Origin of the sequence: Streptomyces sp. NPDC053750 (assembly GCF_044544295.1) — a bacterium.
Taxonomy (GTDB): domain Bacteria; phylum Actinomycetota; class Actinomycetes; order Streptomycetales; family Streptomycetaceae; genus Streptomyces.
The window spans coordinates 19,698-32,994 of sequence record NZ_JBITXB010000011.1; the positions used below are offsets into that span (position 1 = coordinate 19,698).

15 protein-coding genes and 1 pseudogene are annotated in these 13,297 nt (G+C 71.1%); 7 read left to right on the top strand and 9 right to left on the bottom strand.

The annotated features are described in order from the left end of the window. Window positions 1–8: 8 nt before the first annotated feature. From ACIGO6_RS27570 to ACIGO6_RS27610, 9 genes and pseudogenes are all read right to left on the bottom strand, one after another. On the bottom strand, window positions 9–422 hold the full coding sequence (locus ACIGO6_RS27570) for a hypothetical protein (protein WP_006143149.1): 414 nt from the start codon (window positions 420–422) through the stop codon (window positions 9–11). Window positions 423–432: 10 nt separating this feature from the next. Then, entirely contained in the window at window positions 433–876 is a 444-nt protein-coding gene (locus tag ACIGO6_RS27575) for a hypothetical protein (RefSeq protein ID WP_006143150.1), read from the bottom strand. Continuing rightward, complete coding sequence (locus ACIGO6_RS27580; RefSeq protein WP_399880908.1) at window positions 873–1,355, bottom strand: hypothetical protein; 483 nt, start codon at window positions 1,353–1,355, stop codon at window positions 873–875. Before ACIGO6_RS27580 ends, ACIGO6_RS27575 begins: the two co-directional genes overlap by 4 nt. 95 nt (window positions 1,356–1,450) lie before the next feature. Beyond that, window positions 1,451–1,744, bottom strand: a complete 294-nt coding sequence (locus ACIGO6_RS27585) for an SH3 domain-containing protein (protein WP_061915846.1) — start codon at window positions 1,742–1,744, stop codon at window positions 1,451–1,453. 179 nt (window positions 1,745–1,923) lie between these two features. Beyond that, window positions 1,924–2,664: a hypothetical protein gene (locus ACIGO6_RS27590; protein WP_399880910.1), complete on the bottom strand. Its 741-nt coding sequence runs from the start codon at window positions 2,662–2,664 to the stop codon at window positions 1,924–1,926. Window positions 2,665–2,680: 16 nt separating this feature from the next. After that, window positions 2,681–3,379 (bottom strand): hypothetical protein, encoded by a 699-nt coding sequence (locus tag ACIGO6_RS27595; RefSeq protein ID WP_006143154.1) that lies wholly within the window; start codon window positions 3,377–3,379, stop codon window positions 2,681–2,683. Between the two features lie 18 nt (window positions 3,380–3,397). Then, window positions 3,398–3,883, bottom strand: a complete 486-nt coding sequence (locus tag ACIGO6_RS27600) for a hypothetical protein (protein WP_399880913.1) — start codon at window positions 3,881–3,883, stop codon at window positions 3,398–3,400. Further along, complete coding sequence (locus ACIGO6_RS27605; RefSeq protein ID WP_399881360.1) at window positions 3,880–4,422, bottom strand: DUF4913 domain-containing protein; 543 nt, start codon at window positions 4,420–4,422, stop codon at window positions 3,880–3,882. The genes ACIGO6_RS27600 and ACIGO6_RS27605 overlap by 4 nt, the downstream gene beginning before the upstream one ends. 259 nt (window positions 4,423–4,681) lie before the next feature. After that, a pseudogene (locus tag ACIGO6_RS27610) lies at window positions 4,682–5,431 on the bottom strand (DNA-methyltransferase); the annotation flags it as partial. Window positions 5,432–5,946: 515 nt separating this feature from the next. Between ACIGO6_RS27610 and ACIGO6_RS27615 the strand changes: the two are divergent. The 7 genes from ACIGO6_RS27615 (at window position 5,947) to ACIGO6_RS27645 (ending at window position 13,258) form a co-directional block, all read left to right on the top strand. Continuing rightward, the gene (locus ACIGO6_RS27615) at window positions 5,947–7,080 is read left to right on the top strand and encodes an NlpC/P60 family protein (RefSeq protein ID WP_365154831.1); all 1,134 of its coding nucleotides are present in this window, start codon (window positions 5,947–5,949) and stop codon (window positions 7,078–7,080) included. Window positions 7,081–7,223: 143 nt separating this feature from the next. Next, on the top strand, window positions 7,224–7,538 hold the full coding sequence (locus ACIGO6_RS27620) for a DUF6112 family protein (RefSeq protein ID WP_006143162.1): 315 nt from the start codon (window positions 7,224–7,226) through the stop codon (window positions 7,536–7,538). Continuing rightward, window positions 7,538–8,233: a hypothetical protein gene (locus ACIGO6_RS27625; RefSeq protein WP_399880917.1), complete on the top strand. Its 696-nt coding sequence runs from the start codon at window positions 7,538–7,540 to the stop codon at window positions 8,231–8,233. The genes ACIGO6_RS27620 and ACIGO6_RS27625 overlap by 1 nt, the downstream gene beginning before the upstream one ends. Window positions 8,234–8,270: 37 nt before the next feature. Continuing rightward, window positions 8,271–9,653 carry an ATP-binding protein gene (locus ACIGO6_RS27630; protein WP_399880919.1) on the top strand — a complete coding sequence of 461 codons (1,383 nt, stop codon included), beginning with the start codon at window positions 8,271–8,273 and terminating at the stop codon, window positions 9,651–9,653. Window positions 9,654–9,734: 81 nt separating this feature from the next. After that, complete coding sequence (locus tag ACIGO6_RS27635) at window positions 9,735–11,207, top strand: SCO6880 family protein (RefSeq protein ID WP_365605571.1); 1,473 nt, start codon at window positions 9,735–9,737, stop codon at window positions 11,205–11,207. Window positions 11,208–11,262: 55 nt separating this feature from the next. Further along, window positions 11,263–11,715, top strand: a complete 453-nt coding sequence (locus ACIGO6_RS27640) for a DUF6238 family protein (RefSeq protein WP_362491144.1) — start codon at window positions 11,263–11,265, stop codon at window positions 11,713–11,715. A 28-nt stretch (window positions 11,716–11,743) separates the two neighbouring features. After that, the gene (locus ACIGO6_RS27645) at window positions 11,744–13,258 is read left to right on the top strand and encodes an ATP-binding protein (RefSeq protein WP_399880922.1); all 1,515 of its coding nucleotides are present in this window, start codon (window positions 11,744–11,746) and stop codon (window positions 13,256–13,258) included. Window positions 13,259–13,297 lie beyond the last annotated feature (39 nt).

A 13,297-nucleotide genomic window follows, 5' to 3' on the forward strand; every position in this document is an offset into this window, starting at 1 on the left:
CGCCTGGGTCAGCGGCTGTGTGCCGGGCTCGGCACCGGTAGAGGCGGAGCTGGAACGGACGGCGAGGGAGCCGGCGGGGCAGGCGTCGGGGCCGGGACGCGGGCCAGGCTCTGCAGGACGGCGGCGACCGACTTGGCCTGGACGTCGCGGACGGCGACGGCTTCGGCGAGCCGGCGTGCACCGTCGAGGAGGTGGGAGACCTCGTGCGGGTCGATCTGCCGCTCGGGGTGGATGAGCCGGGCGAGGTGGTCGCGGTGGACGTCGATGCTGCGCTCGGCGAGGGCGAGGTCGTCGTGCATGCCGAGCAGGGCGGAGAGCATGCCGGGCGGCTGGTCCTGGGCGTGGGCCTCGAGGTCGGCGAGCGGCGCGCCGTACAAGTCCTCGATCCGTCCGGCTATGTCGGTGGACGTGAGGTGGGGCAAGCGTGGGCTTTCACGGTCGGCGGGCCCGGGCCGCCCCGGCACGCTGCGGTGCCGGGGCGGCAGACGGGGGCAGGGTTGCGGTGGCCCTGAGCTGAGCCGTTCGTACGGGCCGAGCCTGCTGGGCAGGCGGGGGCATGGTGCGCAGCAGTCCGCCGAGGGCGGCGCGGTAGCCGTCGCGGGCCTCCAGTGCGGCTTCCAGCCACTGCGCGTCGAAGCGGAGCTTGTCCGCCGACAGTTCGCCCATGTCGCGGTCCGGGTCCATGTCGGCGTGGACGCGGTCGCGGACGCGGGCGACCTGCTCCTCGGTGAGCGCCAGGAACGAACGCAGCTCCAGGGCACGGGCGAGCGCGGGCGAGGCACCTGGGCTGGCAGCCGTCTCGTACAGCTCGGGTAGCGGGTTGCCGAAGACCTTCTGCAGGTCGGCGTCCATGGTGCTGGCCTTGTCCCGGCTCATCGGGCGGTCCTTGCCGGCCGCCAGGCCGATGCCGGTGCGGCTGTGCCGGCGGGCCGGTGGGGAGCGCTGGTCTGCACCGCCGGGCCGGTTCGGGGCCGGAGGCGGGCGAGGCGCTGGGCGGCGAGGTCCTTCTTCCCCGGGGCGTCCGGGTCGAGGAGCCAGCGCACGACCATGGCTCGGCCGTCGCGGGCGGTGACGGCCGCGTTCACCCGGTGGGCGAGGCCCATCGTCGGATCGTCGATCTCGCTGGGCTGGGTTTGCAGCGCAGCGAGGAGGTCGTCCTCCGCACGCTCCAACACGGACTGGGCCTCGACGAGAAAGCCATGCCACTTGACGACGTCGGTGGCATCGGGATTCGCGGTCGGCGCGGCGGCGACCGCGGCCTTCAACTGGTCCATGCCCATGTCGAAGCGCGCTTCGATCCGTTCGGTGAGCACGCCCACGACATCCTCAGACTCATCGGATATGCCATCGGGCAAAGGGAAATCTCCTGTTCTGGAAAGGCCGATCCCTGGGGTGGGAGGGGCTGCCGTACCCGGTGGCTGAGCCGCTTACGGGCACCTGCTGGGCTCTGTCAGTCCAGGCACATTCGGACGTCGCGGTAGACGTACGTGCCGGAGACCCAGCCCTTGACCCCGGTGGTCTTGTCCGTGATGTAGAGCCAGTTGCCGCTCTTCTTGTGCACGGTGAACTTGTGGCTCTTGTAGAGCACGCCGAGCGCGGTGGACTTCGTGGTGGCCTTGGACCGGATGGTCACGGCCTTGGTGTGTACCTCGTACGGCAGCGGCGGCTGGGACGAGCAGCTGCTCGCGGGGGTCGCGCTGGCGGTGGTGGCGGACAGCACAGGCAGAGCGAGTGCGCCGAGCATGGCTGCGGATATGGCAATTCGGGTGGAGCGCATGCGGAAGAAACCTCCGTGAAGGCATAGGGATTGCGGGGAAGTGCCGCGGGTGTTGTCCCGGCGGCTGTATAAGAGTCCGGATATTCGCCGGTTTGGCTAACCGGCGATCGTCGGCTATGTTGCGCCGCCCTGGTCGGCTTTGACGCTCAGCGTGAGCGGCCGGGCGGGCGCGGGGCAGGAGCCTTCGGCAAGCCGGCCGGGCGGCTAACTGCGGCTGCCGGGCGGACCGGCGGAAGAGGGCCGGCCTCGCCCGCGAGGCGGTCGTCGCACCACTGCAGTGCCTCGCCGAGCGTGTCGAAGCCGCCCTCGCGCAGGGTGTGCGTCCACGTCTCGGTGTCGACCTCTTCGACCACGACGCGGAACGGCGAGGGAGCTCGCTCGTCCAGGGCACGCAGGGCCACGACGATGACCATGTCGTCCGGGTCGTCGCTGGTGTAGGAGTAGCCCATGGCGTAGTGGTCGCCGTCGCCGGCGAGGCGCAACTCCAGCGCGCGCGTGGCCTCGTCCGCTGGCGGCGGGCCCAGTGGGGCGAGGGCGATGGCATCGGACGGACAGCCACGGTGGATGAGCCAGGACTGCGCCATCGCGGGCAGCGGCAGAGGGGCATGCTCGAAGCTGAACGTCCGCTTCTCGCGGTCCCGTTGCAGATGCACGGCGAGCACCTGCGGGATGCCGGGGTGCCCCCAGGTGGTGGTGCGGTCGAACAGGACGTAGTAGCTGTGCGGGCCGTCGTGGTGTTCGGCGAGGGGAACGAGCATGTCCTCGTGGACGGCGACCTTGCGGTAGAAGTCGAGGTATTTCTCCTCGTCGGCGTCGAGGTCGTCCAGGTCGAAGTCGACTTCGGGGAGGGACTTCCGGTCCGGCGCCGGGTCGGTGGGAGACAACAAGGGCCTTTCGGTGAAGTCAGCGCCGCTGCGCCGGGGTGGGCCGCGATGCGCCGGGGCGAGCCGGGACCTTCGGCGCCTGCACCGTGGGAGCCCGGCGGGCGGCGAACAGCGCGGCCCGTCCGGCGTCGGTGAGCGCGACCGGCTGGCCTGCGTGCACGGGGTGGCCGGTGTCCCGGACGACCAGGCCGGCGTCCTCCAACTGCTGCAGCTTGGCGTGGGGGATGCGGGTACCGGAGGCGGCTGTGACGGACATCCGGCCGGTCAGCAGGTGTTCGTAGAGCTTGGCGCCGCCGGCGATGGCGAGCAGCGCCGCCTGGTCATCCGTCGAGAGCTGCCGTGCGTCGGGCGCGGAAGCCGCCGCTGCGGCTTCGATGGGCTCCAGGGCGGCGAGCACCGCCCGGGCGGCGGCGTCCCGCGCGGCGGCGGCCTCTTCCAGCTGGTCCACGGTGCGGTCGATGCGCGTGAACAGGGCGCTGTCGACGTCGAACTCGCCGCTGGACAGGCGGTTGAGGAGCCGGAGGTAGAAGGTGACGCTGGTCTGGGCCTTGGCCAGTTCACGGTGCCGGTCGACCAGGTGGGCGTGCTGCTCGTCGAGGACGCCGCGGTCGCGGTAGGCCCACAGGGTGTCGATGTCGTGCCCGGTGACGGCTTGGAGGCGGTGGTCGAGCGGGGAGACCGCGCGCCGACCTGGTGTCGGCGCGGGTGGAGGGGGCATAGGCGGACCTCGGTGCGTTCAGCGGGTGGGATGGTGCGCGGGGTTTGGGGCGGGACGGGGCAGCCCCGGCAGTGCGGTGGGCGGCGGACCGGGCCGGGGCACGGGAGCGCGGGTGGTCAGCTGCGGGGAACGCGAGCGTGCCGCGTGGGTGCGGGCGCTCAGCGGCCGGCGGGTCATCCCCAGGCGGCGGCCGACCTCGTCGTAGATGTCGTTGCCTGCTCGCGGCCGGATGGCGACGACGTGGATCTCCTTGGGATGCGCGGACTCCGCGGGTGTCGGGCGGACGCCGTAGACGACGCGCCAGTCCTTGCGCGAGTCCACGAACAGCTTCCGGAATCCCTCCAGGTCACCGTCGAGACGCAGGCCGAAGCGCTGCGCGTTCACGACTTCCTGCAGGTAGGCGAGGGTGAGGTCGCGGATGTCGCTGGGGGCCTGGAGGAGATCGGTCAGCGCGCGGGGGTCGAAACTGAGTCCGAAGGCGGGCTGTCCCGCTCCCGCGGTCATGACGTCGGCTCGTCCGGTTCGGCGGCTTGTGTCGTGTTCGCCGCCTCCGTGCGCACGGACGGCGGCGGACCGGGCAGAAGGCGGTGCGCGGGCCGGTCGGGTGAGGTCATGCAGGCCGACAGCGGCCCACCCGGCGCGCGGATCGCCGCGACGGCGTGGGTGAGGAAGTCCCGGTGCCACACGAACAGGCCGGACAGCCCGGCTTCGGGATCCTTGTGCTGCTGGTAGGCGAGCCACAGGGCGTGGAGCCAGGCCACGACGTCGTCGTGCTCCTGCCACTGCAGGCACCAGGGTGCCGCGGTGGTGACCTCCGCCCCGTACACCGGGAGGAAGAAGTCATCCACCCAGTCGGACAGGGCGTCGAGTTCGTCCTCGCGTTCTTCTCCGTCGAGTTCCAGGATCGGGCGGGGCTCCGGTGGAGCGGCGGGAGGCGGCCCGCCGAGTCCTGGCATGCCGAAGGCGGCGAACGGTGATCCGCTGGGCGGCGGGGCGGACGCGAGGTGGTCGAGCTGCTGAGCCTGTTGCGCCGACTGCTCCATGAGCCGCCGCACGCTCGCCTCGATTCCCTCCAGCTGTCGATCCGGAATACGAACCGGCTCCAACTCGCCATCGTCAGGCGACTTTGTTGATTCGGGCATTGAAAAGCTCGGCCTCCTACGAGACACGGGATGAGAAAAGAACGGAAGCGTCTGCGCGCGGCCCATCCGGCGAGCTGCACGGCCACTGCGGCGGCATTGCGCCGGCGGCTACGCTTGGGGAGCCGGTCGCCTTGGCAGCAGGCAAGGACGGGGCCCAGCCGGTAAGGTCCACGTCGTCCTGCGTGAGGGTTTCGCGGATCGTCTCGGTGAGCCGGTCGGCCGCGATCGACGCGTAGTGCTCGGTCTTCTCCACACCGATGAAGTCCCGGCCTTCCAGCAGAGCGGCCACGCCCGTGGAGCCGGAGCCGGCGCAGAAGTCGAGGACCGTGCCGCCCTCGGGGCTGATCTTGACCAGCTCGCGCATCACCTCGACCGGCTTCTGCGTGATGTGCCGGCGCTGCGCGCCCGAGGGCTGCGACGCCGAGTACATGCCGGGCAGATAGACCGGGTTCCGGGAGCCGTCGATCGGCCCCTTACTGGCCCAGACGATGAATTCGCAGTTCTGGGTGAACCGGCCCTTCTGCGGCCTGGCCTGCGGCTTGTGCCAGGCAAGCACGCCGCGCCACAGCCACCCGGCGGCCTGGATCGCGTCCGTCGTCGTCGGGAGCTGACGCCAGTCGGTGAACAACAGCGCGGTCCCGCCGGTCTTCGTCAGACGGTGCGCTTCGGTCATGATCTGCGTGAGCCAGAACGCGTAGGACCTCTGGTCCATGTTCTCGCCGGTGAAGTCGGCGAGGTCGTTCTTGGCATCGGCGGAGGTGTACTTCTGCTTCGCGGAGCGGGTGGTGCGCTCCTTCGCGGTCCGGCCACCGCTGTTGTACGGCGGGTCGGTGATGACGGAGTCGACGCAGCCGTCCGGAAGGCCGGAGAGAACGGCCAGGGCGTCGCCCTGGTGAAGGGAAAAAGGCAAAGAGGGGCCCCTATTCGGGTGCGGATTCACGGGGGGAACTAGCCGCCTCGCACAGGAGTCCTCGCGGGCCGGAGGTGGGCGTGCAGAAGCCCAGGGCCGCGGACCGAGGAGGCGAGGGGAGTCCAAAAACTGTAGAGGCGAATCCGCCGACGACCAAGAAGTGCCGTGCGAGGGTGCCGGATTCCGGCACCTCGCGCCAGCTTTTTGGTCAACCGCCAATCCGCATCTACTGTTTTTGAACTGCCCGGCGCACACCGCCGCTGGCTACTCCCCCGCCACACCTCACGGAGGTACCCCCTTGCCCCGGCACACCTAGCTCACGGCCCGGCCAGCTGGGAGCGAGCGGCAACTCGCCCCACATCGGTCCGCCTTGATCGCCCACCCCGGCCGCCGCGCCCTTCCACCACGCCTCGCGCACGCGGCACGCCGGACACCGCACCCCCGAAGGACACGCTCATGACGTCTCGCTACCCACCCCTGCCCGACCTCGCTGACCCACGAGCGGTCCGCTCCGGTTGAAGGCGCTCGCCGCCGGCATCGGCGTCGTCTTCCTCTCCCCGCTTCTGCTCGCCGGCACCGGCATGATGATGGCGTCCTCCGCGGACGCCGTTCAAAGCAGCAGCAGCTCCCTCATCTGCCTGAACGACATCAACACCGGCAAGGTCGCCGAGCAGGTCACCAAGATCCTCGACGGGGCGTCCGGCAAGAACGTCCACGTCGAGGGCCTGGACCTGCCCGCCGAGCAGGTGCCCAATGCCCAGACGATCGTGGCCACCGGTATCAGCCTCGACGTCCCCAAGAAGGGCCAGGTCATTGCGCTCGCCACGGCGATGCAGGAGTCGAGGCTGCGCAACCTCAACTACGGCGATAGGGACAGCCTTGGGTTGTTCCAGCAGCGTCCTTCCCAGGGCTGGGGCACCGCCGAGCAGATCCGTGACCCGACGTACGCGAGCGAGCAGTTCTACAAGCACCTGCTCAAGGTGAACGGCTGGCAGCAGATGACCGTCACCCAGGCTGCCCAAGCAGTACAGCAGTCCGGCCTGCCGGACGCCTACGCGCAGTGGGAGCACCTGGCCACCGCGCTGCAGGAAGCCATCGCCAAGACCTTCCCCGGCGCCGGCAACAACAAGGACGCCAAGGAGCCGAACACAGGCAAGGACCCGGGAGCCGGCACTACCGGCTGCGCTCCGGGCCAGGACGGCTCCGGCTTCGGCCCCATCCCCGAGGGCAGCGTCCCGAAGGGATACAAGATCCCCAAGGACGCCCACCCGAAGGCGCGCAAGGCCATCGAGTGGGCGATGCACCAGCTCGGCACCCTCTACCAGTGGGGCGGATCCTGCACCAACGCCCACGGCCCGGACCCGATGGGCCGCTGCGACTGCAGCTCGCTGATGCAGCAGGCGTACGCGCACGCCGGCGTCACGCTCTCCCGCACCACGTACACGCAGGTCAACGAGGGCAAGGCGGTCTCGCCCGCCCAGCTCAAGCCCGGTGACCTCATCTTCAGCCGCGGCACCGCCGCCCGGCCTGAGCATGTCGGCATGTACATCGGCGAGGGCCTCGTGATCGAGGCACCGCGCACATCAAAGCCGGTCCGGATCACCCCGATCAAGGACTGGACGATTCTCGCCGCCCGCCGCGTCATCTGACGCCACCCCGCCAGGGCACCGCCCGGGCGGGCCGCCGCCGCGGCGATCTCCCGCGCCCCGAGCGCATCTCCCCACCCCCTCTGCTTCCCCTCTTCTCGCCGCCCCTCGTCTGGCCCGCGTATGCAAGGAGCCCCGCCACACCTATGTCCCTCCCTCTCGCAGACCGCGTCATCCAGCTCGCCTACGACCCAGGGATCTCGCCCAAGGGTGGCGGCCTGCCCGGGCTCAGCGTGCTGAAGAACGTCGTCAACTCGATCAACATGTTCGGGATCATCGCCGTCGTCGGCGCCCTCGCCGTCTCGCTCGGCGTGTGGGCCTGGGGCCACCACACCGGCGGCCACCAGGCCGAGGCCAACGGCAAGAAGGGCGCCGTCGTCGCCGCGGGCGCCGCCCTCGGCCTCGGCGCCGCGAACGGAATCGTCGCGTTCTTCTCCACCCTCGGCTCGCAGGTCCACTGATGCGGAACCGATTCCCCACCCTCTCGCTGTCCTCTTACGGCGTCGGCTGGTCGGCCAACCGGCGCGTCGCCATCGTCGCTCTGGTCGTCACCGTCCTGCTCACCATCGCCGCAGCCGTCGCCTGGCTGTCCGGCAGCGGCAACGCCCACCGGGATCCGACCGCTGCCGGGCCGGCCGCGACGCACAGCCCGTCCTCCTCCGAGGCCCCCGCCCCGAAACCCGAGGCCGACTCCGGTTCCGTGCCCAAGCCTCCGCAGATCGCCGAGCCGGTCGCGTACGCCAAGGCAGCAGCCCAGATGCTGTGGTCCTACGACACCCGCGACACCAGCCGCGACCAGCAGCTCGCCGGCATGCGCGCGTGGATGACCAAAGAGCCCGCCTACGCCGACTGGGCGTCCGTCTCCGGCCAGGTCCCTGATCCGTTGCTGTGGTCGCGGATGGCCGACCAGGACCAGCACGCCACCGCCCGCGTCACCGAAAGCCACTACCCGGGCGCGTTCAAGCAGGCCCTCGCCGAGGACCCCTCGGCGATCACCGAGGCGTACATCTACGTCGTCACCGTCAACGGCACGCAGCAGATCGCCTGGAAAAAGGGCGGCGGCGGAGCCGAGGACCGCGCCGTGACCCTCGCCGTGCAGTGCCGCCCCGGCCACGACTGTGCCCTGGCCGCCATCGCTCCGAGCGTCACGCAGTGACCCGCGCCTGACACGAGATAAGGAGGAGTAATTCCCCGTGGGTTTCTGTGATTACCCCCTGGCGGACAAGCTCTGTGCGGTCGGCGACGCGGTCGATTTCGCCTCGGACCCTGGCAAGGCCATCGGTGACTGGATGGCGAAGTCCGCAGGTGAGCTGGCTGCGGCAGCGGCCGACTTGGCCGCCAAGGCGGTCAACACCACCACGAGGGTCGACCTGAACGCCGGATGGTTCCGCGACAACTACGAGATGCTGCTGCCGTTGGGCCTGGTCCTGCTGGTCGCCACCTTCTGCGCGCAGCTCGTCCGGGCCGCCGTCAGACGCGACGGACAAGCCCTCACCCAGGCGTTCACCGGCACCATGTCAGGGGTCCTGTTCGCGTTCTGCGCCATCGCCCTGACCACGGTCGCCGTCGAAGTCGTCGACGCCGTCAGCGACGGCCTGTTCAAGACCGCGCACCTGAGCATCGAGTCGGCCGTGCGCCGCATCGTGAAGGTCAGCCAGATCGGGTCCCTGGCCGGACTCGGCTGGCTCGTCCCGGTCGTCGTCGGTCTCGGCGCCGCCATCGGCGCCTTCCTCTACTGGTGCGTGATGATGGTCCGCAAGGTCGGCATCCTCGTCATGGTCACCCTGGCCGTCTTCGCGTCCGCCGGCGGCGGCTGGGAAGTCGCACGCCGCTGGCGCAAGGGCTGGATCGAAGCCACCGCCACCCTCGTCGTCAGCAAGCTGCTGATGACTGTGATCTTCGTGCTCGGCATCGCCGCCATGGGCACGACCGACGCCACCGACGGCATCGCCGCCCTCGCCGACGTCATGTCCGGCATCGTGATCATGATCCTGGTGCTGCTGTGCCCCTATGCCGTCTTCAAGTTCGTGCACTGGGCGGCCGACGGCACCGACGGCGAGTCCATCCACCGCGCCGGCGGCGCAGGAGCGCAGATCGCCAAGGCCCACGCCGAGAACGTCGCCCGCAAGGCCGCGGCAGCAGCCGCCACCGCCGGAACCGGCGGCGCGGCAGCCGGAGCGGGTGTCGCCGCCGCGCAAGGCCCCGACGCCGCAGGCGGAGGCGGATTCCCCGGCGACATCGCCGCCAACCCGACCGGCGACAGCGGCGGCGGCAAGGACGCTTCGCAGGGTGGCGGAACGGGCGGCTCGCCCGGTGGCGGTGCCATGAAATCCGGCCTGGAGAAGGCCGTCCAGCCCGCGCCGACGAGCGTGTCGGATGACACCAGCGGCCAGGTGGGCGGCAGCCCGGGGCCGGGTGGATCCGGCGTGAGCGCCGCGTCCGGCCAGCAAGGCGGCTGGCAGTCAGTGCCGCCGACCACGACCCCGCCGCCGCAGGGCGCACCGCCGTCCCCTGGGGCACAGAACGCCACGCCCAGCGGGACGGCCTCACCGCCGCCGCCTGCGACCGGCCTCTGATCCCCTGTCCGTCTACCGGGGGCGGGACGTGTACTGCACCCCCGCCCCCGGGTTTCCGCCCGCGTCTTCAGGACCCGCCCCTTGACTGATCTCTCCGTCGCTCCGGTCACGGTGAAGTTTCCGCACCGGTCCCGCCGCGGCATCCTCCTCGGCCTCTCCCTGCCGCAACTCGTCCTTGTTTCCTGCACGCTGGCGCTGCTGCTGATGACGGTGGTCTCCACCGGGCTGGTCGGCGCCGTCGCCCTGGCACCGCTGTGGGCGGCTTCCGGTGCGCTCGTGGTGATCCGTCGGCACGGACGCTCCCTGATCGACTGGGCGCCGATCGTCGCCCGCTACGCACAGCGCCGACGCACCGGCCAGACGCTCTGGCTCGCCCGGCCCGTCACCCGGCCCCGGCAGGATGGCATCCTCCACCTGCCCGGCACGGCCGCCTCCCTCAAGGTGGTCACCCCCGGCGACTCCGCCAACGGCGCCGCGGCCGTGCACGACCCGCACCGGCAGACCCTGACCGCCATCGCCCGGGTCAGCAGCCGCGCCTTCGCCCTCCTCGACCCCGCCACCCAGAACCACAACGTGGGCAGCTGGGGACGCGCGCTCGCGGGCATCGCCCGCACCGGGCACATCGCCACCGTGCAGGTGCTGGAACGCACCGTCCCCGACAGCGGCGACACCCTCACCCGCCACTGGGCCCAGAACGGGCAGCCCCAGACACCGGTCGCCGGACAGATCTACTCCGAACTGGTCGCCTCGGCCGGTCCCGCCGCCGCACCCCACGAGACCTACCTCGCCATCTCCCTCGATCTGAAGGCCGCCCGGCGGCTGATCTCGCAGGCCGGCGGCGGGCTGCCCGGGGCGTTCACCGTCATGGAGCAGACCACCGCGTCCATCGCCCAGGCGGCCCGCAACGCCGGACTGATGGTCACCGGGTGGCTGACCGCGCGGGAGATCGCCGCCGTCATCCGCACCGCCTACGACCCGGGGGCCCTCGCCGCACTCCAGCAGTGGTCCGACACCGGCCGCGCCGAGGCCGATCCCGCAGCAGCAGGTCCCGTCGTCCAGGTCGAGGAGTACGACCGCCTCGCCACCGACAGCGCACGGCACTCCACGTATTGGGTGGAGAACTGGCCCCGCACCGAGACGAACGCCGGTTTCATGCACGGCCTCATGTTCACGGCCGGCGTGCGACGCAGCCTGTCCCTCATCTACGTACCGCAGGGGCTCGAGTCCGCGCTGCGGGACGTCCAGCGCAAGAAGGCCGCGATCATTGCCGACGCCAACGAGCGCGCCCGCCGCGGGCAGGTCGACAGCGAGGAAGACTCCGTCGAGTACGCCGACGTCAAACAGCGTGAGCGCCAGCTCATCGCCGGACACGCGGACGTCGCCCTGACCGGCCTCGTCACCGTCACCGCCGAGACCGACGCCCTCCTGGACGCCGCCTGCGCCCAGATCGAGACCCACGCCGTCACCTCGGGCGTCGACCTGCGACGGCTGAACTACCAGCAGCCCGACGCGTTCGCCGTTGCCGCACTCCCCCTGGCCCGCACCACCCTGTAGCTGCCAGTTCGCCCCCACACCCCGCTCCCGCCTCTTTGGCGGCAAGGACCTCCCATTGATCCATCCCCGTCCCAGCGCGCCCGACGCGCACCCCTACCTTCGGGCCGCCACCGCAGGCGTCCGCCACCACGCTCGTGCACTCAACCGTGCCGCGCCCCCGGATCGCGGGCACCTCGACACCCTCCACGCCCACCTCACCGAACTACACCGGTTCATCGACCAGTTGGTCGAGGTAGCAGGGCCCCCGCATCCTGCAGCAGGCCGCCACCTCGCCACCGCGCACACCCGCCTGTGGCAGGCCGCCACCGAGATCCATGCCGCCTTCCACCTGCTGCCCGGCAATACAGCGCAGGCAGACACCGAGACGAGCGCGTGCCATCCGGAACGGCTGCCCGAAGGGCCGCCCGTGCTGACCATCTGCCAACGCCACCTCGCCACCGGGCACAGCATCCGGCGTAAGACCACCCCCACCGACCTCCGCCCACATACCACGGCCTGCGTGCGATGAGCACCACCCGCAGAATCGAGGGCCTCCGATGAGCCACCGGCCCGCTCGCCGCGCCCGCCGCGCCTCCGCCAGCCCGCTGTTCACCCCCCACGGCACCGACCGGGCCAGCCGCAAGGCAGCCCGCCGCCAGCTCGCCGAAGCCGCCGCCAAGGCCCGCGCCGAAGCCACCGCCCACCAGGCCGAGAGCACACCCGCCGAGCACGAGATGCCCGCTCCGCTCTACCCCCCCAGCGGACGGCCCGGGTTCGCCTCCGCGCGCAACAACCGGCTGAAGCTGCCCGCTCACCGCATGACCACCGCCGTGGCCGCCGGCGCCTACCCCTTCCTCGCCGAAGGCGGGCTCGGCGCCGAGGGCATCTACATCGGCCGCGACGTCCACGCGGAAGCGTCGTTCGTCTTCGACCCGTTCGCGCTGTACGGCAAGGTCGAGGGATTCACCAACCCCAACCTCCTGCTCGCCGGGGTGATCGGCCAGGGCAAGAGCGCGCTCGCCAAGTCCTTCGCGCTGCGCTCGGTCGCCTTCGGCTACCGCGTCTACGTCCCGTGCGACCCGAAAGGCGAGTGGACGCCGGTGGCGCAAGCCCTCGGCGGCCGGTCCGTCGCTCTCGGCCCCGGACTGCCCGGACGCCTCAATCCCCTGGACGCGGCCCCGCGACCGGACAGCGTGACGGAGGCGGACTGGGTCGGCGAGATCCGCAAACGGCGCCTGCTCCTGCTCGGCTCCCTCGCCCGGACGGTCCTGGGGCGGGACCTGATGCCCATGGAGCACACCGCCCTCGACGTCGCCCTCGACGCCGTTGTCACCCGCGCCGCCGCCACCGGCCGCACCCCGCTGCTCGGCGACGTCGCAGCCACCCTCAACAACCCCAGTGCGCTCGACGAAGCCGCCGGCATGATGTCGGGCCAGCTCGGCGACGCCGCACGCGACCTGGCCCACGCGATGCGCCGCCTCGTCCACGGTGACCTGGCCGGCATGTTCGACGCCCCCTCCACCGTCGCCTTCGACCCGCACGCGCCGATGCTCACCATCGACCTGTCCCGCCTCGGCGGATCCGGCGACGACACCGCCCTCGTCCTGGCCATGACCTGCGCAAGTGCCTGGATGGAGTCCGCCCTCTCCGATCCGAACGGCGGCAGGCGCTGGATCGTGTACGACGAGGCGTGGCGACTGATGCGGCACGTCGGCCTGCTGCAGCGGATGCAGGCCCAGTGGAAGCTCAGCCGCGGCCTCGGTATCGCCAACCTCATGGTGATCCACCGGCTGTCCGACCTGCTCACCGCCGGCGACGCCGGATCACAAGGCCGCGCCCTCGCCGAGGGCCTCCTCGCCGACTGCAGCACCCGGATCATCTACCGCCAGGAGACCGACCAACTCCACGCCGCCGCCGCCCTGCTCGGCCTGACCTCTGTGGAAATGGACGCCATCGCGCACCTCAACCGGGGCCGTGGTCTGTGGAAAGTCGCTGGCAGATCCTTCATCGTCCAGCACCTGCTGCATCCCAACGAGCTGGCGCTCTTCGACACCGACGCCCGAATGCATTGAAAGCGTCTAGTTCACGAATCCTGACAACACCCCATCGAA

What these genes read in the sequence shown, in the direction of transcription:
- ACIGO6_RS27620 (WP_006143162.1), top strand. Translation starts at nt 7,224, where the DNA reads ATGTCCCTCCCTCTCGCAGACCGCGTCATCCAGCTCGCCTACGACCCA.
- ACIGO6_RS27585 (WP_061915846.1), bottom strand. Translation starts at nt 1,744, where the DNA reads ATGCTCGGCGCACTCGCTCTGCCTGTGCTGTCCGCCACCACCGCCAGC.
- ACIGO6_RS27605 (WP_399881360.1), bottom strand. Translation starts at nt 4,422, where the DNA reads ATGGAGCAGTCGGCGCAACAGGCTCAGCAGCTCGACCACCTCGCGTCC.
- ACIGO6_RS27595 (WP_006143154.1), bottom strand. Translation starts at nt 3,379, where the DNA reads ATGCCCCCTCCACCCGCGCCGACACCAGGTCGGCGCGCGGTCTCCCCG.
- ACIGO6_RS27645 (WP_399880922.1), top strand. Translation starts at nt 11,744, where the DNA reads ATGAGCCACCGGCCCGCTCGCCGCGCCCGCCGCGCCTCCGCCAGCCCG.
- ACIGO6_RS27625 (WP_399880917.1), top strand. Translation starts at nt 7,538, where the DNA reads ATGCGGAACCGATTCCCCACCCTCTCGCTGTCCTCTTACGGCGTCGGC.
- ACIGO6_RS27600 (WP_399880913.1), bottom strand. Translation starts at nt 3,883, where the DNA reads ATGACCGCGGGAGCGGGACAGCCCGCCTTCGGACTCAGTTTCGACCCC.
- ACIGO6_RS27575 (WP_006143150.1), bottom strand. Translation starts at nt 876, where the DNA reads ATGAGCCGGGACAAGGCCAGCACCATGGACGCCGACCTGCAGAAGGTC.